This is a genomic window from Sutcliffiella tianshenii (assembly GCF_016908565.1).
Taxonomy (GTDB): domain Bacteria; phylum Bacillota; class Bacilli; order Bacillales; family Bacillaceae_I; genus Sutcliffiella_A; species Sutcliffiella_A tianshenii.
This window is the reverse complement of record NZ_JAFBED010000001.1, coordinates 600527-620515: the sequence shown is the minus strand read 5'-3', so window position 1 is coordinate 620515 and position 19989 is coordinate 600527. Positions and strand designations below refer to the sequence as shown.

The 19989-nt window shown below is 46.6% G+C and carries 21 protein-coding genes; 12 read left to right on the top strand and 9 right to left on the bottom strand.

The window, feature by feature from the left end; genetic code table 11:
- The first annotated feature begins 26 nt into the window (after window positions 1-26).
- A complete protein-coding gene (locus tag JOC95_RS02735) occupies window positions 27-2798 on the top strand; it encodes a M14 family metallopeptidase (RefSeq protein WP_204413144.1) in 2772 nt (923 codons plus the stop codon).
- 72 nt (window positions 2799-2870) lie between these two features.
- Here JOC95_RS02735 and JOC95_RS02730 read toward each other — a convergent pair whose 3' ends face one another.
- Window positions 2871-3461 carry a VanZ family protein gene (locus JOC95_RS02730; RefSeq protein ID WP_204413143.1) on the bottom strand — a complete coding sequence of 197 codons (591 nt, stop codon included), beginning with the start codon at window positions 3459-3461 and terminating at the stop codon, window positions 2871-2873.
- Between the two features lie 361 nt (window positions 3462-3822).
- Window positions 3823-4263: an SRPBCC family protein gene (locus JOC95_RS02725; protein ID WP_204413142.1), complete on the bottom strand. Its 441-nt coding sequence runs from the start codon at window positions 4261-4263 to the stop codon at window positions 3823-3825.
- A 198-nt stretch (window positions 4264-4461) separates the two neighbouring features.
- Between JOC95_RS02725 and JOC95_RS02720 the strand changes: the two genes are divergently transcribed.
- Entirely contained in the window at window positions 4462-4719 is a 258-nt protein-coding gene (locus tag JOC95_RS02720) for a GlsB/YeaQ/YmgE family stress response membrane protein (RefSeq protein WP_204413140.1), read from the top strand.
- Window positions 4720-4774: 55 nt separating this feature from the next.
- Here the strand turns inward: JOC95_RS02720 and htpX are convergent, their stop codons facing one another.
- Complete coding sequence (htpX, locus tag JOC95_RS02715; RefSeq protein ID WP_204413138.1) at window positions 4775-5653, bottom strand: protease HtpX; 879 nt, start codon at window positions 5651-5653, stop codon at window positions 4775-4777.
- 169 nt (window positions 5654-5822) lie between these two features.
- On the opposite strand from htpX, the gene JOC95_RS02710 reads away from it, so the two are divergent.
- Entirely contained in the window at window positions 5823-6467 is a 645-nt protein-coding gene (locus JOC95_RS02710) for a DUF1836 domain-containing protein (protein ID WP_204413136.1), read from the top strand.
- A 141-nt stretch (window positions 6468-6608) separates the two neighbouring features.
- Window positions 6609-8021 (top strand): NADP-dependent phosphogluconate dehydrogenase, encoded by a 1413-nt coding sequence (gene gndA / locus JOC95_RS02705; RefSeq protein ID WP_204413134.1) that lies wholly within the window; start codon window positions 6609-6611, stop codon window positions 8019-8021.
- Between the two features lie 133 nt (window positions 8022-8154).
- Here the strand turns inward: gndA and JOC95_RS02700 are convergent, their stop codons facing one another.
- Both JOC95_RS02700 and zwf read right to left on the bottom strand, forming a co-directional pair.
- Window positions 8155-8769: a cyclase family protein gene (locus tag JOC95_RS02700; RefSeq protein WP_204413132.1), complete on the bottom strand. Its 615-nt coding sequence runs from the start codon at window positions 8767-8769 to the stop codon at window positions 8155-8157.
- 45 nt (window positions 8770-8814) lie between these two features.
- The gene (gene zwf, locus JOC95_RS02695; RefSeq protein ID WP_204413445.1) at window positions 8815-10290 is read right to left on the bottom strand and encodes a glucose-6-phosphate dehydrogenase; all 1476 of its coding nucleotides are present in this window, start codon (window positions 10288-10290) and stop codon (window positions 8815-8817) included.
- A gap of 308 nt (window positions 10291-10598) precedes the next feature.
- Between zwf and JOC95_RS02690 the strand changes: the two genes are divergently transcribed.
- The 7 genes from JOC95_RS02690 to JOC95_RS02660 all read left to right on the top strand — a co-directional run bounded on the left by JOC95_RS02690 (window position 10599) and on the right by JOC95_RS02660 (window position 16435).
- Window positions 10599-11270, top strand: a complete 672-nt coding sequence (locus tag JOC95_RS02690) for a uracil-DNA glycosylase (RefSeq protein WP_204413443.1) — start codon at window positions 10599-10601, stop codon at window positions 11268-11270.
- Between the two features lie 11 nt (window positions 11271-11281).
- Complete coding sequence (locus JOC95_RS02685) at window positions 11282-12100, top strand: ion transporter (RefSeq protein WP_239582665.1); 819 nt, start codon at window positions 11282-11284, stop codon at window positions 12098-12100.
- A gap of 193 nt (window positions 12101-12293) precedes the next feature.
- A complete protein-coding gene (locus JOC95_RS02680; RefSeq protein WP_204413130.1) occupies window positions 12294-13991 on the top strand; it encodes a methyl-accepting chemotaxis protein in 1698 nt (565 codons plus the stop codon).
- Window positions 13992-14965: 974 nt separating this feature from the next.
- On the top strand, window positions 14966-15172 hold the full coding sequence (locus JOC95_RS02675; RefSeq protein ID WP_204413128.1) for a hypothetical protein: 207 nt from the start codon (window positions 14966-14968) through the stop codon (window positions 15170-15172).
- A 38-nt stretch (window positions 15173-15210) separates the two neighbouring features.
- Window positions 15211-15732, top strand: a complete 522-nt coding sequence (locus tag JOC95_RS02670; RefSeq protein ID WP_204413126.1) for a DUF420 domain-containing protein — start codon at window positions 15211-15213, stop codon at window positions 15730-15732.
- A gap of 10 nt (window positions 15733-15742) precedes the next feature.
- Complete coding sequence (locus tag JOC95_RS02665; RefSeq protein WP_204413124.1) at window positions 15743-16051, top strand: YwdI family protein; 309 nt, start codon at window positions 15743-15745, stop codon at window positions 16049-16051.
- A gap of 87 nt (window positions 16052-16138) precedes the next feature.
- Window positions 16139-16435, top strand: a complete 297-nt coding sequence (locus JOC95_RS02660) for a hypothetical protein (RefSeq protein ID WP_204413123.1) — start codon at window positions 16139-16141, stop codon at window positions 16433-16435.
- A gap of 37 nt (window positions 16436-16472) precedes the next feature.
- Here the strand turns inward: JOC95_RS02660 and JOC95_RS02655 are convergent, their stop codons facing one another.
- Genes JOC95_RS02655 through pxpB form a run of 3 tightly spaced genes read right to left on the bottom strand, consistent with a single transcriptional unit; the run spans window position 16473 to window position 18866 of the window.
- The gene (locus tag JOC95_RS02655) at window positions 16473-17405 is read right to left on the bottom strand and encodes a 5-oxoprolinase subunit C family protein (RefSeq protein WP_204413120.1); all 933 of its coding nucleotides are present in this window, start codon (window positions 17403-17405) and stop codon (window positions 16473-16475) included.
- The gene (locus JOC95_RS02650; protein WP_204413118.1) at window positions 17402-18169 is read right to left on the bottom strand and encodes a LamB/YcsF family protein; all 768 of its coding nucleotides are present in this window, start codon (window positions 18167-18169) and stop codon (window positions 17402-17404) included. The genes JOC95_RS02655 and JOC95_RS02650 overlap by 4 nt, the downstream gene beginning before the upstream one ends.
- The gene (pxpB, locus tag JOC95_RS02645; RefSeq protein ID WP_204413116.1) at window positions 18153-18866 is read right to left on the bottom strand and encodes a 5-oxoprolinase subunit PxpB; all 714 of its coding nucleotides are present in this window, start codon (window positions 18864-18866) and stop codon (window positions 18153-18155) included. The genes JOC95_RS02650 and pxpB overlap by 17 nt, the downstream gene beginning before the upstream one ends.
- Before the next feature lie 110 nt (window positions 18867-18976).
- Between pxpB and JOC95_RS02640 the strand changes: the two genes are divergently transcribed.
- Window positions 18977-19345 carry a DUF423 domain-containing protein gene (locus JOC95_RS02640; RefSeq protein WP_204413115.1) on the top strand — a complete coding sequence of 123 codons (369 nt, stop codon included), beginning with the start codon at window positions 18977-18979 and terminating at the stop codon, window positions 19343-19345.
- A gap of 47 nt (window positions 19346-19392) precedes the next feature.
- Here JOC95_RS02640 and gerQ read toward each other — a convergent pair whose 3' ends face one another.
- Window positions 19393-19917 carry a spore coat protein GerQ gene (gene gerQ, locus JOC95_RS02635; RefSeq protein WP_204413113.1) on the bottom strand — a complete coding sequence of 175 codons (525 nt, stop codon included), beginning with the start codon at window positions 19915-19917 and terminating at the stop codon, window positions 19393-19395.
- Window positions 19918-19989 lie beyond the last annotated feature (72 nt).

Genomic DNA, 19989 nt, shown 5'->3' with positions numbered 1-19989 from the left:
AAGAATAATTATTAGGAGTTGAAGAGATGCAATTCAGAAAAATACTTATTACCTGCTTATCTGTCTGGATGTTAGTGGCATATAGCATTCCGATGCAAAATGCCCAAGCGGAGACGCAGGTTCAGACACAAGCGGAAGAAGAAATGACTACAAGCATTTCCACCATTTCAATGACAGAAGCACGTTCGATGAAGGTGAAATTCGATTTTGGTGAAAAAGTCCCATTGGAGGACATCGAATGGACCTTTGGCGGAAAAGCTTTGGAAGAGTGGAGAGCATATGACTCCAACACCAAGGGCTATAACGGGGACCCCCTTATCACATTTGCCGAATCACCAGCATATGCAGGGGATTCCACAGTGGTGGAGGCAACCTTGGAGTTCGGTCTTCTTTACGGGACTGACAATCTTGCTCCTCGATCCATCCGTGTTTTATATCCCGATATGATCGGTACATATGATTTAAGTGTTATGAATAAAAATACAGAAGAAGTATTAAGCAAACCCATTACATACAATGTTTATGATGAATATTTGACCTATGACCAACTGAAGCCGGAGCTTGATCGTATTACAGAAGAGGCAAATGCCAAGAATGGCAGATTCATAGAATACAAGTCGCTGGGGCAATCCTATGAAGGACGCGACATCCACTTTATTACCCTTGCAAAGAACAAAAAGGCAGTGGACAAGTACTTAAACCAGACACTGCCGGAAGCGCTGGAAAATCCGGCAAGCCTTCTGAAAAAAATCGAGGATGGAACAATCGGGGACTATCAGGTGCCGATCTGGTTCAACAATATCCATCCTGATGAAGTGGAGGGTGTGGATGCTCAGGTGGAGCTGTTCCGCAAGTTTTCACAGGAAGAAGAAATCACCTTCAACGTGGTGAATGAACAAGGGGAAGAGGAAGAAATCACACTTAATGTGACAGATGCACTCGAGCACGTGATTTTCCTTTTCAACTTTACGCATAATCCCGATGGAAGGGTACATAACACGCGTGCCAATATCAATGGCTTTGATTTAAACCGTGATAATGCGTACCAGACACAGCAGGAATCAGTAGTGGTGACAGAAGAGATTGCAAAATGGTCTCCGCTATCGTTTTTGGATATGCACGGTTATGTGAGCGATTTTCTGATCGAGCCATGTACACCGCCGCATAACCCTAATTTCGAGTTCGACCTGTTGATTGATAATATGCTCGAGCAGGCGCATTCCATGGGACAGGCCGGTACAGCGAATTCCGATTATGATTCTTATGCAATTCCCTATCTGGACTATGAAAATGGCTGGGATGACATGACACCGGCCTATACGGCAATCTATTCCATGCTGCATGGATCTTTGGGACACACGATAGAAGTGCCTGGACTGAATCAGCAATCCCTATACGCGATGGTTCACGCAGGACTCGGGGCCACTGATTTTGTGCTGGAAAATAAAGATGAGCTTTTCTCCCAGCAACTTGAAGTGTTCAAGCGTGGGGTGGAAGGCGAGGACAACCGTGCAGTGGACCAGCACCTTGTCAATCAGCAAGGGGAAGCAATAGGTCGTGATCGTGGGGATAACGAGAATTTCTTCCCGGATTACTATGTGCTGCCGATGCATGATTTGCAGAAGAACAAAAAGGAAGCTGCAGAAATGGTAGATTACTTGATCCGCAATGGGGTAAAAGTGGAGCAGACCACATCAAAAGTAGAAGTGGACGGCGTCACCTATCCGGAAGGAACATATATTGTGCCGATGAAGCAGGCAAAACGCGGTTTCGCAAACGCTGTCCTGTATCAGGGCGATGATATATCGGATTGGGACAATATGTATGACGCCATTGTCGTGAATTTCCCTGACCTAAGAGGATTTACCATTGAGGAGATTCGTACTCCCGATGCTTTTGCAGGTGTAGGGGCGGAAGTGAAGGAAGCTGTTTACCCTACCACGGAGATTGCAGAGAACAAAGGGCATTATGTTGTGAAAAACGTAAATAATGACGCGATCAAAGCTGTGAATGAGCTTTTAAAAGCAGGCAAGGAAGTGGGGGTTGCCACAGCTGACGGAAATGGCTATGGCAAGGGTGACTATGTGATAAAGCGGAACGACCTCTTGGCTATAAAAGATTCCTACTATCTTGAAGTGGTGGCACTAGATCGCAAAGCGAATGTAGAAGAACTGCCGGCTGCTCCGAAAGTGGCGGTGGCAGGCAGCGGAGTGAGCCGATTTGTTCTGCAACAGCTAGGCTTTGAGATTACTAGTGTAGAAGAGGCGGATGTGATTGTGGACGATACAGGCCGATTTGATGCCGCAAATGTATCGGTAGGCAAATCGTATATTGGAATCGGTGGCAGAGCGCTTTCCTCTGTACAGCAGTCAGGTCTTCTCGAAGGGTTCAGCTTTGAAAGAACGAACTTCTATCATGAGGGCTTGCTGAAATCAGTGATCAACACGGATTCATTCCTGACATCCGGCTATGGAGCGGAGGAAATCCTGTATAATACGACAGGCTCCTGGATCACCGGCGTTCCGGAAAATGCGGAGGTATTGGCGAAAGTGACAGATGCAGAGGATTACTTTGTAGCTGGCTGGTGGCCAGGCAAAGAGCAGGTGAAAGGTCAGGTACTCGCATTGACCACCACGGTGGAAGAGAGCGGAGCCAATGTCACGCTATTCGCCAACGACCTTGTTTTTCGTGCCCACACCGAGCACAGCTACCGACTCCTCGGAAACGCCATCCTGCTGGATAACGTGCAAGAAAAGGAGAAGGGCAAAGGGAAAGAAAAAGGCAAGAAGAAAAACTGAAAAGGGGCCTGACCCCTACAAATTTCGACAAAAAAACGCACCGTCCGGGAGATTCAGGGCGGTGCGTTTTTGTCAGGAGCTGATTTTTATGATCCGCTTAAAGACGGGAGTGAGCAGGTAGCCGATGAGAAAACCAAGTGTGTTAAGCAGGAGGTCGTCTATGTCCAGGCTGCCGCGGTTGGTCAGGTGCTGGGTGAGTTCAATAAGGGAAATGACGAGAACCGGCGCAATGAGCAACAAGAACCAGTTCCTCTTTTTCCATTTCAGGGCAATGCCAAAAGGAATGAAAAGGACAATATTGGCCGCTATGTTATAGAAGGCGACAAGCGGGTCCGCATTTCCCGAGAGAAAGAGGGAAATGGTCGAGAACGGGACAAGGTTGACATTGTGTGCTGCCCCATAATCCTGCTCGTTAGGTCGAAAAAAGAGTAGAACTAATAGGGATAGGGTGTAGATCCCTAAACCAGTACTAAGCGTCTTGACAGAAAAGGTTACTGTTTCTTTCCTGTAAAAAAGAGCTATGCAAAAGATCACTACATACACACAGAAGAATACGACAGGTATGACTAATGGATGTAGATAGGTGGCAAGGGGCTGATAGATTGGAATCATAAGTAAAAGTATAATGACAGAGAAGATAATGGATATGGCGTGCTTTTTCATGGAGGTCTCCTTTGGATTATGTTCGTTCGTTTCAACTGTACCGAGTCTTTACCGGCAACGTGATTTGTTAGAATGATTGTCGATTTTGTTAGAATTCGAGACGGATTTGTTAGAATGGCAGGAGAAAGTGTTAGAATGCTACGTAGATTTGTAAGAATCGGTAGCAGATCGAGCATATTTTTTATGCTTATTGAGTGAACATTCGAAAACTCCCCCAAGCTAGTGCAAAAAAACTAAAAAAAGGTGATTTTTAACTGTGAAATAGCATTTTTCGAGGTTTTTGCAAGCCTATCAAAAGACCATACCCCAAAACACAGGCAGCCAAGCTTCCCGCCCGGCTGCCTTCACTTTCACCTTTACCTTACTCACTTTCAAGCAAGCTTTTCAGCTTTTTCAAATGATCCCCGTCTTCCTTCTTCAGGATTTTACGGATGATCGGCTTGGTAAGCTTCATCACAAGCCCTGTAGTATGGATGTCACCTTTGAAATCCACCCTTGTCCCACCGCCATCAGCAGGGACGAAATCGTAGTAGTACACAACCTTCAAGCCATTTGCTTCGCTCTTAACCACAAAGCTTTTGTTGGGAGCATAATCCGTAAATTCAATAACCGCTGAAGCTTTACGCCCCCTGATTTCACGGGTTTCCTTAAAGCGTGAGCCGACCTGGAGCGGACCGTCCGTCAGTTTTTCAATTTCAACGACATTGTCCATGATCTTCGGGGAATTCTCCATATTGGAAGCATACGAAAAAACTTCCTCCACAGACTTATTGATTACGACGGAATCCTGAATATCTGCCATTTTACATCCTCCTTTTAAGTAGCTATTTTCTAAAAATAATCTATTTTTATCTATGGGATTTTTCAAACAATTCAACTCTAATATACCAGATTTGACCAGGCGGGGATAGAATCTGAAGGCCGGAAGTTTAAAAAGTTTTGCAAACGGAAATATACTCTGTAAGCAACACAACGAACAACACTAAAAGGAGGAAAACACATGTTAGGACTATTAATTACTATTATTATTGCAATCATAATCGGAATTATCGGGAGCGCAATCGCGCCAGGCGGAATGCCAGGGGGAATCCTTGGTGCCATGATCGCGGGACTTGTCGGCGCATGGATCGGCCACGCACTATTGGGGAAATGGGGTCCTGTGATCGCGGATATGGCCATCGTACCTGCCATCATCGGAGCAGCAATCTTTGTATTCTTGCTTAGCCTTATCTCAAGAGGTCTTAGAAGTGCAACATAATTAACCAAAATAAAAAGGAGTCAGCCTCATCGGCCGACTCCTTTTTGCGTCTCTATTATTTCGCCTCTAAGCGGCGGATACGTTCGTTCAAGTCAGGGTGAGTAGAGAAAAGAGAGCTTTTTCTCTTTCCACTGATTTTGAATGTCGCAATCGCAGAATCCTGCTCATCTCGTATTCGATGTGTGTAAGCTTGAAGGGAACGCAGTGCGTGTGTCATTTTGTCCTTGCCTGCAAGGTCTGCACCGCCACGGTCCGCGTGGAATTCACGGTAACGGGAGAATGCGAATACTACCAAGCTTCCAAGGATCGAGAAGACGATCTGGAACACAAGAATGGCGATAAAGTGAACCACTGGTGCTAGATCTTCCCTTACGAAACGTGAAACCACAAACGCTGCAATACGTGCAAGGAAGATAACGAATGTATTCACAACACCTTGCAAAAGTGTCATTGTAACCATGTCGCCATTTGCGATGTGGGCAACCTCATGTGCGATGACGCCTTCAATGGCAGCATCGTCCATTTCCTGCAAGAGTCCGGAAGAAACAGCCACCAGGGAACGGTTCTTGGAAGGACCTGTAGCAAATGCATTTACCTCTGGAGAGTGGTAGATACCAACCTCAGGCATTTTTGTGATGCCAGCCGCACGGGACATGCGGTGAACCATTTCCACGATTTGACGCTCTTGATTGGACATCGGACCGTTCGGATCGATGACCTGGACATTCATCATTTTTTTCGCCATCCAGCGGGACATCAATAGTGAAATGAAGGAACCAGTGAAACCGATGATGGCACTGAATATCAGTAAGGCACCGAAATCAATGCCATTTTCATCAATGTAACTGCCAGCTCCAGTTAAACTGAAGATAATTGTAATCGTAGTCAGAACTAGAATATTCGTTAAAAGAAAGTAGAATATACGTTTAGCCATGTTTCTCCTCCTGATTGTTTTTGAGTTCTTATGAACCTATATCTTATGGTTACAATTATAAAGATATAAGTCAGATTTATCAATAAAAATACCTTGACTATATTTGACGAAAACACATTTGCATTTTACTATTAGAGCATAATTGGACGATTGAAAAGAGGTAATCCTGATGGGAAAAGGGTGGACAAGATTAGAGCTGGCAAGGCTTTTGGAGAAGTTCCAGACTAAAATAGGTTTAGTGGGTTATGCGGATTCCCTGCCCGGAAATTTCCAGCAGCTGGTGAGCAAAAAAACGGTTGGGGAAATAGGGCTCACCATGTCGAATATCGTCTGGCTCGGCAATCAACTCGAAACGGCAGTCTATTCGGAGCCTGCACTGAAGAACTGGGTAAAACGCGAAATAAAGGAATACATCGGTGCACCACAGGTGGGACGGAAATATTCGATTGAACAGGCAGCCCTCCTTTTTATAGTAAAGGATCTAAAGGTATTATTGGATTTCGAAGAGATTCGCAAGGTGCTCGGGTCCATTTTCAACAACCCGGAAGATCGCACGGATGATATCATCAGTCCGGTGGTATTTTATAAATCATATGCTTGTCTTTATGAAAACTTGATGGCACAGACGGAGATTTTAACAGAAGAGCATATAAAAGAGGAAATCGAGGCTTATCTTGCAGAGGAATCACTGTATACACAGACGGAGAAAAGCAAGATATTACGGTCCCTTTTGGTTGCTGTCCTCGCAGTTCGGACAAGGTACCTAAAATCGCTTGCCAAACAGTATGTGAATAGCCTTTATGACAAAGAATAAAGAATATTCGTGTGTAAGCGTTCGCATCTCGGAAGATAGGTTATAATGGGTTTAAAGCTTGATTCCATCAGGCTTTTTATGGTATTTTCAATTCGGACTATCGCGAAACCAATTACCTTGTAGAAGGGAAGTTTTTATAAAATGGCAAAGCAACAAATTGGTGTAATCGGGCTTGCGGTCATGGGGAAAAACCTCGCAATGAATATCGAAAGCAGAGGCTATTCCGTTTCTGTATTCAACCGTTCAGCTGGAAAAACAGAAGAATTCATGCAAGAAACGGAAGGCAGAAATTTCAAAGGTACATATAGCATCGAGGAGTTCGTCCAGTCACTGGAATCCCCTCGCAAAATTTTACTGATGGTAAAAGCAGGCGGACCGACAGACGCAACGATCGAATCCTTGAAGCCTCACCTTGATAAAGGAGATATCCTGATCGATGGCGGGAACACGCTTTACACGGACACGATCCGCCGTAACAAGGAATTGGCAGAGCTTGGGCTTCACTTCATCGGAACAGGCGTATCTGGCGGGGAAGAGGGAGCATTAAAAGGTCCTTCCATCATGCCTGGAGGCCAAAAAGAAGCGTATGACCTTGTAGAGGACATCTTAAAAAGCATCTCCGCAAAAGTGGAAGGCGATGCTTGCTGCACATACATCGGTCCGGACGGAGCCGGACATTATGTGAAAATGGTGCATAACGGAATCGAGTACGGCGACATGCAGCTGATCAGTGAGGCGTATTTCCTTTTGAAAAATGTCCTTGGATTGTCGGCTCAAGAGCTTCATGAAGTATTTGCCGAGTGGAACAAGGGAGAGCTCGACAGCTACCTGATCGAAATCACTGCAGATATCTTCACAAAAGTGGACGATGAAACAGGCAAACCGCTTGTGGATGTCATCCTCGACACTGCCGGCCAAAAAGGTACAGGAAAATGGACAAGCAAAAGCGCATTGGACCTTGGTGTTCCGCTTCCGATCATCACTGAATCCGTATTCGCACGTTTCATTTCCGCAATGAAAGACGAGCGCGTGAAAGCGAGCGGCATGCTTCGCGGACCGGAAGGGGTAACCTTCAACGGTGACAAGGAAGCGTTCATCGAGTCCGTTCGCAAGGCATTATACATGAGCAAAATCTGTTCCTACGCACAAGGTTTCGCGCAATTACGTGCGGCATCCGAAGAATATGGATGGGATCTGAAGTACGGTGAGATTGCAATGATCTTCCGTGGCGGCTGCATCATCCGTGCCCAATTCCTGCAAAAAATCAAGGAAGCATATGACCGTGAAGCAGGGCTAGCGAACCTATTGTTGGACCCTTACTTCAAGGAGATCGTGGAAAGCTACCAGGGCGGCCTGCGTGAAATCCTTGGTGTCGCAATCCAGCACGGCGTACCTGTGCCATCATTCTCAAGCGCATTGGCATACTACGACAGCTACCGCTCCGAGACTTTGCCTGCCAACCTGATCCAGGCACAGCGCGACTATTTCGGTGCACACACATACCAACGTACAGATAAAGAAGGCATCTTCCATACAGAATGGATGTCTAAATAATATAATTTAAAAAAGCCAATTCCGGGGCAGCAGGTGCTGCTTTGGGGATTGGCTTTTTTTACGTGTTACAGTACAAAAAAATGCCACGGTGCCTGCCCCTTGGAATGGGGTAAGCATCGTGACACTTTCTTTATCAGTTCATATCCAATAGTACGATTCGAGCAGGCGAAGCATCTACGCCAGAAAGCTTCAAAGGAGCCGCTACCATGATGTAGCTGCCTTCCTCGATATCTTTTAAGCGCAATCCTTCAATGATGATGACGTTGTTGTTGAAAAGGGTCTTGTGTGTCGGGTGACCCTCCTGGCTGCGCTCGATTCCAAGTGCATCAACTGCCACTCCGCTGATTCCGATTTCCGCCAAGTAGTGCGCAGCATCCTCTGCCACGAATACAAAGTCGAAATTGAACTCTTCGTCGAAAGAGTTTTTCGTCTTAAACAGGATGAAGTCGTCCTTCTGGATATCAAGGTGGAGGATATCTTCTTTTTTGATGCGGTCTTCCACAGTAGTCAAATCGAATACCTTACAAGGACCTACCAGTCTTTCAAGAGGCAAGGTCTCGATCGTTTCGCCGTCCACGATCATATGAAGCGGTGCATCCACGTGAGTCCCTGTGTGTACGTCAAGCTCCAGGCGTGTTTCCGTTACATAGCCGTTCGTATTCGTTGTCAATGCCGGCTGCTTTTCAGGCTTGTTTTTATAAACAGGCATTCCTGTAAAAATCGGTGAAGATACATCATATACTTTCATGTGAAAAACTCCTCTCAAAATGGGCTTTCTGACAATATTAATACCTTAGACATTCCACCAATGGAATCCGTCCCTCTTCAGCAGCTCGTCCGCCTTCTTTGGCCCGACTGATCCTGCTTCGTAGTTCGGGAAGTCTTCTGCTGTAGTGCTTTCCCATGCCTTGGATACTTGATCGATGAAGCTCCAGGAAAGAGCCACCTCATCCCAGTGGGTGAAGTTGGTCATATCTCCGCGCATGGCATCGAAAATCAGTCGCTCATAAGCTTCCGGTGTGTTGATGCCATCGATGCAATTGTTGCTATAGTCGAGCTTGATCGGGGTGGTTGTTATATCCTTACCCGATTTCTTCGCATTCAAGTGCAGGGTGATGCCTTCATCCGGCTGAATGTGGATGACAAGCAGGTTAGGATCGACTTTTTCACCGCGGTTATAGTAAAGGTTCATCGGGATGTCCTTGAACTGTACGACAACCTTGGTCGACTTGGAGGACATTCTTTTCCCTGTACGGATATAGATCGGAACGCCTGCCCAGCGGAAGTTGTCGATGACAAGCTTTCCTGCCACATATGTTTCAGTGTTGGAAGCAGGGTCCACGGAATTTTCCTCGCGGTAGCCTGGCACCCTTTCTTCCTCGATCATTCCTGCGCTATATTGACCGCGTACGAAATATTGATCCACTTCTGACTGGTCGATCTGACGAAGTGCACGTAGCACCTTGACCTTTTCACTCCGGATCTCCTCCGGGTTAAGCTTGATCGGCGGCTCCATCGCAAGCAGTGCGACCATCTGCAGCATATGGTTCTGGACCATATCGCGCAGGGCTCCGGAATTCTCGTAATAGCGTCCGCGATCTTCCACTCCAAGCACCTCACTTGATGTGATTTGGATATTGGAAATGTATCGGTTGTTCCATAGCGGTTCGAAAAGGGCATTGGCAAAACGGATCACTTCTATGTTCTGCACCATTTCCTTACCTAGATAATGGTCGATACGATAGATCTCGGACTCATGGAATGCCCCGCGGATCTCTTCGTTCAATTCTTTTGCGGTTGGCAGGCTGTGTCCAAACGGCTTTTCGATGACAAGGCGTTTAAAGCCGGTTGTATCGGTCAAGCCCTCAGCTTTCAGGTTGGAGGCGATGGTACCAAAGAATTCAGGCGCCATGGCCAGGTAGAACATTCTGTTTCCGTTCGTTTGATACTCCTGGTCCAATGAACTTGATAGAGATTTAAGCTGTTGATAAGATTCGCTGCTTGTCACATCAAACGGCTGGTAGTAAAAGTGGGAGCTGAACTCCTCAACATCGGCATTTCCACTCGCAGCGCCATTCACCGACTTTGCCACATTCGCCCGGAAATCCTCATTTGTAAGGGGGCGGCGGGCCACACCGACAACCGCAAAGTTCTTTGAGATGCTTCCATTTTTATAAAGGCGATAGAGGGATTGATAAAGCTTACGTTTTGCCAGATCCCCGGTTGCTCCGAAAATAACGATTAAGCTTGTTGGATTTTCTTTTGTCATCACAGTAAGAACCTCACTTTTAGTAGCTAGTCTAAATGGAATTGTGTTACAACAATTTACTCATTCATGACAAACAATTATGTAAAAAAGTAACATTTATTAAAATAAGTATGGAACATTTAAAAAATAACCTACCCAAGTATTTTATTTTATATAAAAAGACATCGCAATTCAATGTTTTCCGAAACCACTATACCACAACATGACGATATTCCCGGAATGATTGGCTCATGGGAAATGTTAACCCAATAGCTAGCGACTATGGTAAAGTAAAGATTGAAACAGTAACAGATTGGAGTGGTGTATCCATGGAAATAAGCTGTGAAAATTGGTCCGCTCTTTTCAAGGAAGAATCGGAAAAAGATTATTATAATGAATTGAATCGATTTATAAATAAGGAATACGAGTCAAAAATAGTATACCCCCCGAGGGAGGACTTATTTCGTGCGTTCGGGGCAACAAGCTATGAGGATGTAAAGGTCGTCATCATCGGCCAGGATCCGTATCATGGAAGGGGACAGGCCCACGGAATGAGCTTTTCTGTCCAAAAAGGGGTGACCATCCCGCCATCCTTGCGCAATATGTATAAAGAGCTGCAGGCAGACTTGGGGATTGCCACACCCAACCATGGCTACTTGATGGAATGGGCGGATGAAGGTGTGCTGCTGCTGAATACGGTGCTGACTGTCAGGGAATCGGAGCCCAACTCCCACAAGGGCAAGGGCTGGGAACGGTTTACCGATGCTGTGATCAGTAAGTTGAATGAGCGAAGCCGCCCTGTCATCTTTCTATTATGGGGAAAGCATGCAGAGCAAAAAGAAAAGCTGATCAACAATAGCCGTCACTATGTGATAAAAAGTCCTCACCCGAGTCCTTTTTCCGCAAACAGGGGCTTTTTTGGCAGCAGGCCTTTTTCGAAAGTGAATGGGATATTAAAGGAAATGGGCGAAAAAGAAATAGATTGGCAATTAACGCCATAGGGGTCAGTTAGATGAAGGGAAGAGTACATATGGAAAGTTGGAAATTGAAATTACGGCACCTGGTCGGCCACCGTTATTTTGTAAATGCAGTCATGTTTGTCATCCTCTTGAATGCCATTTTGATCGGAGTGGAGACGTATCCTCATTTCAGGGAGGATTATCCGGGACTCATTCAAGGATTCGAGGTGTTCTTTTTATGGTTCTTTACGATAGAGATCATATTAAGAATATTTGCGGAGAAGAAGTTCTATCAGTTCTTCTATAGTAAATGGAATATTTTCGACTTTGTGGTCGTTGCAGGGGTGCTCCTATTTAGCGGAACATACTTCATTTCCGCATTGCGTATCCTCAGGGTGCTGCGAGTCCTCCGAGCGGTGACAGTTATTCCGTCCCTGCAAAGGCTTGTCACGGCGTTTCTGAAAACCATCCCGTCGCTTGGGACGATCATGATGCTCCTTGGACTGGTGTTTTATATCTATGCAGTGCTCGGGGTGATGTTCTTTGGGAATATCTCGCCTGAATACTTCGGTTCGCTTCACCTGTCCCTTGTGACATTGTTCCAGGTCATCACACTGGAAAGCTGGGCAAGCGGCGTCTTCCGACCGATCTTTGCCGAGAGCCCATACTCGTGGATCTATTTTGTCTCCTTTATCCTTGTCGGCACGTTTATTGTCCTTAACCTGATTGTCGGGGAAATCCTCAATAACATCCAAGAGGCAAAAGAGGAAGAACAAAAGGATGACAAGATTGAAGTAAGCAAGCACGAACTCGCAAAAATCACTAACGAAATCAACGAACTGAAGCTGCTGTTGATGAAAAAAGAAAAATAAAAGTAGCGATTTTCGATTAAGGGGTCAGGCCCCTGGTTGAAAATCGCTTTTTTTTATGAAACTAACTTAATAAAGTAGGACTTTCTGCCGAATTAAATAAGTAGAGAGAGAAGTTTTTTTGAACTTTTGTGCAAACGGTTTCATGAACCGGGATGCACAATAGGGAGTGGCTTTGTGAGATGGAGGGGGAAGGATGATGGGGAGTATGAGAAAAAGGTTGTTGGTCTTGACGGTTTTACTTGCGGCAATCGGGGTGGCTGCTTCGATCGTCATATGGATGAGCAGCATGCAGGTGAAGAAAAGTGTAAATGAAATGGAAGAGCTGACAGAGCTGAATGAGCGCTATTTTGAGCTGGTTCAATCCTATCAGTCTACATTGACGGATATGTATTTTGTGGTATCGAATGGCTATTCTAAAAAACATGTAGAGGGCATCGAGAAGAATCTCCTGGGAACGGAAGAGAAGCTGGCAAATTTCGAGCCTTATTTTAAAGAATATGAAGAATTGGGACAGTTAAAGCAGTATTTTGTCGTTTCACATGAAACATTGTCAAAACAATATCTCCTGATAAGTGACGTATCCAATGCAGCAAACATGGACCGTCTGCGAATCCAGACCTCAGAGGAGCTGGCAAAAGCACGCAATCAGGTGGAGCGTGCAAATGTGACAGGAATGGAGTTTCTTCAAACGTTCAATGACGAGAATCGACAGGAAATACAGGCACAGGTCGGTTCGACGGAATTTTGGACATTGCTATCGTTATTGGTGGTGGTGATTGTGCCGATTTTCTCCCTGCTTACCTTCCGGACAGCCTTTAACAGGGGCGTGAATCTGTTGCTCGAACGTGTCGGGGCATATCAGCAAGGGGATTTTACATTCACATCAAAGCGTTCGGCAAGGAAAGATGAGTTTGGCCAGGTGAATCATGCGCTCACGAAAATGGGCCAGAACATCGATCAGCTCATGAAGGGAAGTCTCGATGCCAATCAGCGTCTGCAGGTTGTCATGCAGGAGCTACTGATCGGGGCAGATCAGAACCTTGATAAATCAGCTCTGATAAAATCGAAATCCGAACAGGTGACAGAAAAAGTGGCCATGCAATATGAAGGGACAGCCGCCATATCATCGGTTACTGAGCAGGCCTCTGCCAGCACACAGGAAATTTACAGCATTGTCGATGAAATGAAGCGGAACCTCGAAAATATGGAAACACTTTCGAAAAAGGGAGCCCAATCCGTAAAGGCGATGTTTGAGACGATGCACCATTCCTCCAAGGAGACAGAGTCCATCGTCAGCCGTTTTTCACAGATCAAGACGAGCATTGATGAAGCACAGAGCTTTTTAAAAGGAATAAACGAAATCACGACACAAACAAATCTACTGGCCCTGAATGCTTCCATCGAAGCGGCAAGGGCCGGGGAGGCAGGAAAAGGATTTGCAGTGGTGGCAGAGGAAATACGCAAGCTCTCCTCCCAGACAGATCTCTTTTCCAAAGAAATCAACCTCATCACCGGACGTATCCAGGAGGATGCCAACTCTGTGCTGGTCGAGTTCGAAACCTTCAAGGAGACGATTGATAAGACTAATGACCAGAACGCCGCTTCGGCACAGCTGTTTCAGGATATCGCTGCCAATAGCGGTACCCTTTTGGAGCAGGGCACGCATATTACAGCAGCGATGGAGGAAATCAGCCTTGGGGTGAATGATATCGTGAACTCCGTCAATGACCTAGTGACTTCCTCCTCGGAATTGACGCAGCAGATGGGGGAAGTGGTAAATGCGGCAGACCACCAGGTGGCCGTCTCCAACAGCATGAAAGAAACCGTGGATGTCGTCAAAGAAACAGCAGAAGACCTAGCCTCAACCATCGAATCCATAAACAACCGCTGACTAAGAAACCTGTGATGAAATTGTCACAGGTTTTTTTATGTTTGAAGATCAATTTAGAATAAAGTATCCTCATCAAACACCCTGTTGATTTCCGTTCCAGGCATTCGCTTTCCGCGGGGCGATGCTTGAGCCTCCTCGGCTTGCTGCGGGGTCTCAAGTCAACCGCTATTTTCCCGCAGGAGTCTCATGCCTTGCACTACAAACAACAGGGGAGAGTGGAATTAATAATGTTGGTCATATAAAAAGCCAGATTAAGACCAAAACGCCGGCCATTGTGTAGAGAAAAGGTTTTCATAAGCGGGATGAAGACCAAAACGCGGGCCGTCGTGTAGAGAAAAGGTCTTCATAAGCGGGATGAAGACCAAAATGCAGGCCATTGTGTAGAGAAAAGGTCTTCATAAGCCGGATGAAGGCCAAAATGCAGGCCATTGTGAATAGAAAAGGCCTTCAAAAGAGGGATGAAGACCAAAACGCCGGCCATTGTGTAGAGAAAAGGTCTTCATAAGCGAGATGAAGACCAAAACACCGGCCGTTGTATAGAGAAAAGGTCTTCATCAACCCGGATGAAGACCTAGACCTTTTCAACGTGATATATGTTAATACGCAAAGGCGAAAGACATTGAACTCTGTCACCCTTGTACGTCTAAAATTCAAAGTGTATGCCAGCTGGTGATTGGAGCAATAGGCGTAGACTCCTTGAAAATGCGAGCATTTTCTGCGTGCGATGTATCGCTTCCGAAGCCTTCCTTGTCCTGCGGGAAGGAAGCGGTAGGCTGGAGACCCCACAGGGCGAAGCCCGAGGAGGCTCCAGCATCGCCCCGCGGAAAGCGCAGCCTAGTGCGGAAATCACCAGCGGTCTTAAACCCAGACACGATCTTTTTATGACAATGTACCGCATTCGTCACAGGTTATTCATAGGATGCGCACTTAAAGAATGGTAAAATGGAGCATAATGGGGGAAAGGGTGTGAAGGGATGGAACAGAAGCGGATTGATTGTTTGAAATGCAGACATTACTATGTCACCTGGGATGCGAAGTTTCCAAAAGGCTGCCGTGCATTCGGGTTCAAAACCAATCAGTTGCCTTCCTTGGCCGTCTTCCGTTCATCAGGAAGCCCTTGTATGAAATTTGAAAAAAAGGCTTCAACAAAAGAACCTGCCCAAAAAGGCTATTACATATAAAGGCTTTATTTTTAAAGAGCCTGTAAAAGGAGACAACCATGAAAAAGAGAAATTTCCTGCCGTGGATCATCGGCATATCCATTTTGGTCAATGCACTTGTCGCGCTGCTGTTTTTCCTTCCGCGATATGAAGGGCTGGCTCATGTGAATCTGACATTCCTGCCGATGATGAACGCGATATTCAACAGCTTTACCTTTGTATTCCTAGTTTGTGCGCTAATAGCGATTTTAAAGAAAAATATTAAGGTACACCGCGGTTTTATTTTAGCGGCATTTACATCCACCACATTATTTTTGGTCACCTATGTGACTTATCATTCGCTTACAGAGTCGACACCGTTTGGCGGAGAGGGGATCATTCGATCAATCTATTTCTTCATATTACTGACGCATATCGTGCTGGCGGTAGTGATTGTACCCCTTGCACTATATTCCCTGGCGACGGGATGGAGCATGCAAAAGGAACGACACCGCAAAATTGCACGCTGGACGATGCCCCTATGGCTCTATGTAAGCTTGACGGGTGTGATCGTGTATTTGATGATATCGCCATATTACTAAAGGAGGGGACATGATGAGCATCACATTGGATAAAGTCTTGCAGCGGATGCAGGCGGAATTGAACCGGGCGCAGGAAACGGGAAATGTGCAAAAGAAGCGGGAGCATCTGGCGGCGATGAAATCGCTTTGCGAGCTTGCATTGGAAGAGGACGCCCAGCAGGAAAGAAGACCAGCAGCACCAAGCATGCAGCCCTCAGCCCCAACATTTGCGGCAAACAATTTTGTTCCACCGGTCCAGCCCAGCCAGCCGGTGAACCATTTTCCGTCCAAGCCCATGAAAGAGGACGAGGCGAACGGCGACTCGATTTTCGATTTTTAACGTTCTTCCGAAAAGTTACCATACTAAACTGCATGGGAAGTAGCTAAACTAAAAACACCCCAGCAAGTATGGAGGTGTTTTTTACACATGATGGGTAGTATGGACGGAACATTTTTCGGGATAGCTTCTAATATGGATAATTTTATCGATACAAGCACGAAGCTTTCCCATGATCGCTATGAAGTTTACGTGAACGGTGACTTTGTTGGACAAAAAACGCTGCTTTCGACGAGGGAAGACGTTACAAGTGTCAATGAATTCCTGCACACGCAGGGCCACAACGACTTCCTGACGAATCTTGACGGCGATCATTATCATATAAGAACAAACAAAAAGGAACGAGAGCTCAAACACGCACTTCAGCTGTATTTGAACTCCCGATGATAGGACGCCCCATGACCGATAGAGGTGGGGCGTTTTATTATTGGATGAAAATCCCTACATGCTTCAAAAACCGCTGCTGTTCCAGAAGCGCTTCGTATGCTTCCTCAAGTGTCGCTTCCTTGAAACGGATCATCCCACCGGCAGGAACCTGTACCAATTTAGGGAGATCCGCTGTGATGACCGTCCCGATCCGGCGATAGCCGCCAGTCGTCTGCCTGTCAGCCAACAGTACAATCGGCTGGCCGTCTTCAGGCACCTGAATCCCCCCGAGTGGAATTGCATCCGAGGCAATTCCGGTATCTGTCGGAGAAGAAAGGGATAGCTCACCCTGGAGCCTATACCCCATGCGATCTCCTTGTCTCACCTGATACGATTGGGAGAAAAATGTTTCAAAATCCTCAACGGAAAAATGCGATTCATGTGGCCCCCGGATGACTCGTACCTCCACCTCTTTCGGAAAGCTGAAATCGTGGCGCAGGCCTCTTGCAGGAAAGGCAGAGGGAAGGGACTCCGCAAAGAGAATCTCCCCTTTTTTTATCTCCAATCCGAGACTTGCTTTAGGATAGCTGGACTTGCTTCCGAGCTGCTTCGGTACCGCAAATCCGCCACTCACCGCAATATAGGCATACACTCCCGATTTAGGTGCGCCAAATTGCAGCTTGTCGCCCTCTTTTACCTGCAGCGTCTTCCACATCTCGACCGGAGTTCCATTGATTACGGGAGAGAGATCCGCCCCGCAGATCGAGATGGTCGCACTTTTTGCAGTCACTGTAAAAGAGGGACCTTGTACGGCCACCTCGATGCATGCCTCTTCCTTTTGATTACCGACAAGGAGATTGGCAATCTGGCATGAATTCGTATCCATCGCTCCAGATGCGACCACACCTTTTGATTGGTGATTTTTCCTCCCCAAATCTTGAAAAGAAGTAAGCAGCCCCGGCTTGTCTACTTGAAAAATTGGAGTGGTCATAGGCGCTGCACCCTCGAGATTTCAATCTTATTTTCACAGAGGGTCTCATGGAGCTTGTTGGCAAAAAGGATCGCATGCTCATTGTCTCCATGAAGGCAGATGGTATCAACATGGAGCTTCACCTTTTCCCCGTTGACGGCAGTGACCGTTCCGTGCTCCACCATCTGAATGACCTGCTGCACAGCCGCATCCGCCTCATGGATGACAGCATTCGGCTGGTTACGTGGTGTGAGTGTTCCGTCGGGCTGATAGGTTCTGTCGGCGAAACCTTCAGAAGCCGTCTGGAGCCCCATATCTTTTCCCGCCCGGATAAGTTCGCTGCCGGCGAGGCCGTATAAAAGAAGGGAAGAATCGAACGCCTTTACCGCTTTTGCGATTGCCTCGGCCAGGGTGTAGTCCTTTGCCGCCATATTATACAAAGCGCCGTGCGGTTTTACGTGATGAAGCGGCACGTTGTGTGCCCGGCAAAACCCTTCCATGGCCCCAATCTGATAAAGGACGAGATCATATACTTCATCGGGGGTTAGCGGCATGCTGCGCCGGCCGAAACCCTGAATATCTTGAAATCCGGGATGTGCCCCGACTGCCACAGCGTTCTCTTTTGCTAGCTTGACGGTCCTGGCCATCACATGGGGGTCCCCGGCATGAAAGCCGCAGGCAATATTGGCAGAGGACACATAAGGCAGAATGGATTCGTCATTGCCCATCACAAACGAACCGAAGCTCTCTCCCAAATCACAGTTCAAATCAATCGTTCTTTTCATGATAGATAATCACTTCCTTTTTCCAATCACTTTGAGAAACCTTTTCCTGCCATAGGTTGAATTCTTCTTCAGAGACAGGTTGGAATCGCACTTTATCGCCTGCCTGCATCAGGAAGGAGTCCTTTTCATCAGGTGAAAAAAGCGGGATCGGCGTTCTGCCGATAAGATTCCAACCGCCAGGCGACTCTACCGGATATACGCCAGTCTGATCTCCTCCGATCCCGACGGAACCTGCAGGAACCTTGCTTCTTGGTGTTGCGAGTCTTGGCGTTGTCAATGAAGATGGCAGCCCGTTCAGATAAGGGAATCCAGGCAAAAATCCGAGCATTGCCACCTCATAGGCAGCCCCGCTATGCTTTTCAATGATTTCTTTCACTGAAGTCTGGTGCTTGCCGGCAAGATCAGCTAAATCAGGCCCATCATATAAGACAGGCAAAAGGACCGTCCTTGATGAAACGTCACTTTCATAGACAGGCATATCTTCCAGAAAGCCGATCACTTTTTCTTTTAAAATATAATAATCAGTCGTAGGATACTCATAAAAGATGGTTATACTGCTGATGCCGGGGACAATATCCACGACACCCAGGATTTTGCTTGATGAAAGCTTGGCACAGATGGTCCGGATGGCAATATCCTTATCCGTCCATTCGATTCGCAACGCCTGATCCCCAAGCGGTTGTAACAGATAGTTCAAAAAACATCACCCTTACATGAGGAGAATTGTGTTATACATATAAATAAGCTTAAAATACTTACTACCCTAGCTTAAACTAAAAGAACAGGATAGGAAAGGCGGACCCATTCATGAATCTCTTTATCATACTTGGTGCAATTAATGCATTTTTGGCGGTGGCGCTCGGAGCTTTCGGGGCACACGGGTTGGAAGGGAAAGTAACAGAGCGGATGCTCGAGATTTGGAAGACCGGCGTAACCTATCAGATGTTCCATGCTGGAGGTCTTTTCGTTGTTGCATTCCTGATCGACCGCTTTGGCGGTTCAGGCCTTTTATCCACTGCAGGCTGGAGCATGACCATCGGAATCATCCTATTTTCAGGAAGCTTGTATGTCCTGACATTGTCCGGGGTAAAAATTCTCGGGGCCATAACGCCGCTTGGCGGAGTGGCATTCCTGATTGGATGGGCATTGGTGATCGTGGCGGCAATGAAGGCGTAAAAAAACACGCAAGGCGCATGAAGATATGCGGCTTGCGTGTTTTTATTTTATCTAGGCTGATATTGAGACAGCTGTCCTGTGCCATTGAAAGGATATTCATATTCAAGCTCTTCATCGAATGTGATGTAATCCAGGTAAACCATCAAGAGCAGATAACGCTTCCCTGTTTGCGGGTCGCTTAAGATGATGTGATCCCGTCCTGCCGCTTCAATGATCCCTTTGAAAATCTTTGCATTCCATTCACGGTTGTTCTCAAATGTCATATACACCGTTGCAAGTTTGCCGCGATTCAGTCGCAGGATATTCTCGATATAAGATTGCTCAATGGGCAGCATTCCTGGTACATCCGGTCCTTGTAGGGTAGTAGTCTGGGCCGGGAAAGATGGTGGCTGCGTCCCGTTTTGCGCCGCCATCTGCTGCATTTGTTGCATCTGTTGCATTTGCTGCATCTGCTGGCCGTTCATTCCATATGGATAACCGCCTTGCTGGGAATTTCTTGTGTAGGCTGAGTAAGGATCTCCGTACCCCTGTGCATAAGGGTAACCTGCTGCCTGTGAAAATTGTTGACTCATATGCTATTCCCTCCTCAAAAACGTGTAAGTATTCTTTTCTTTTTGCCGTGCCTTGTTCTTTTCATCCGCGTC

Bases quoted from the DNA above. Each gene is read 5' to 3' on its own strand.
- JOC95_RS02735 (WP_204413144.1), top strand. From the start codon at position 27: ATGCAATTCAGAAAAATACTTATTACCTGCTTATCTGTCTGGATGTTA.
- JOC95_RS02730 (WP_204413143.1), bottom strand. From the start codon at position 3,461: ATGAAAAAGCACGCCATATCCATTATCTTCTCTGTCATTATACTTTTA.
- JOC95_RS02725 (WP_204413142.1), bottom strand. From the start codon at position 4,263: ATGGCAGATATTCAGGATTCCGTCGTAATCAATAAGTCTGTGGAGGAA.
- JOC95_RS02720 (WP_204413140.1), top strand. From the start codon at position 4,462: ATGTTAGGACTATTAATTACTATTATTATTGCAATCATAATCGGAATT.
- htpX (WP_204413138.1), bottom strand. From the start codon at position 5,653: ATGGCTAAACGTATATTCTACTTTCTTTTAACGAATATTCTAGTTCTG.
- JOC95_RS02710 (WP_204413136.1), top strand. From the start codon at position 5,823: ATGGGAAAAGGGTGGACAAGATTAGAGCTGGCAAGGCTTTTGGAGAAG.
- gndA (WP_204413134.1), top strand. From the start codon at position 6,609: ATGGCAAAGCAACAAATTGGTGTAATCGGGCTTGCGGTCATGGGGAAA.
- JOC95_RS02700 (WP_204413132.1), bottom strand. From the start codon at position 8,769: ATGAAAGTATATGATGTATCTTCACCGATTTTTACAGGAATGCCTGTT.
- zwf (WP_204413445.1), bottom strand. From the start codon at position 10,290: ATGACAAAAGAAAATCCAACAAGCTTAATCGTTATTTTCGGAGCAACC.
- JOC95_RS02690 (WP_204413443.1), top strand. From the start codon at position 10,599: ATGGAAATAAGCTGTGAAAATTGGTCCGCTCTTTTCAAGGAAGAATCG.
- JOC95_RS02685 (WP_239582665.1), top strand. From the start codon at position 11,282: ATGAAGGGAAGAGTACATATGGAAAGTTGGAAATTGAAATTACGGCAC.
- JOC95_RS02680 (WP_204413130.1), top strand. From the start codon at position 12,294: ATGATGGGGAGTATGAGAAAAAGGTTGTTGGTCTTGACGGTTTTACTT.
- JOC95_RS02675 (WP_204413128.1), top strand. From the start codon at position 14,966: ATGGAACAGAAGCGGATTGATTGTTTGAAATGCAGACATTACTATGTC.
- JOC95_RS02670 (WP_204413126.1), top strand. From the start codon at position 15,211: ATGAAAAAGAGAAATTTCCTGCCGTGGATCATCGGCATATCCATTTTG.
- JOC95_RS02665 (WP_204413124.1), top strand. From the start codon at position 15,743: ATGATGAGCATCACATTGGATAAAGTCTTGCAGCGGATGCAGGCGGAA.
- JOC95_RS02660 (WP_204413123.1), top strand. From the start codon at position 16,139: ATGATGGGTAGTATGGACGGAACATTTTTCGGGATAGCTTCTAATATG.
- JOC95_RS02655 (WP_204413120.1), bottom strand. From the start codon at position 17,405: ATGACCACTCCAATTTTTCAAGTAGACAAGCCGGGGCTGCTTACTTCT.
- JOC95_RS02650 (WP_204413118.1), bottom strand. From the start codon at position 18,169: ATGAAAAGAACGATTGATTTGAACTGTGATTTGGGAGAGAGCTTCGGT.
- JOC95_RS02640 (WP_204413115.1), top strand. From the start codon at position 18,977: ATGAATCTCTTTATCATACTTGGTGCAATTAATGCATTTTTGGCGGTG.
- gerQ (WP_204413113.1), bottom strand. From the start codon at position 19,917: ATGAGTCAACAATTTTCACAGGCAGCAGGTTACCCTTATGCACAGGGG.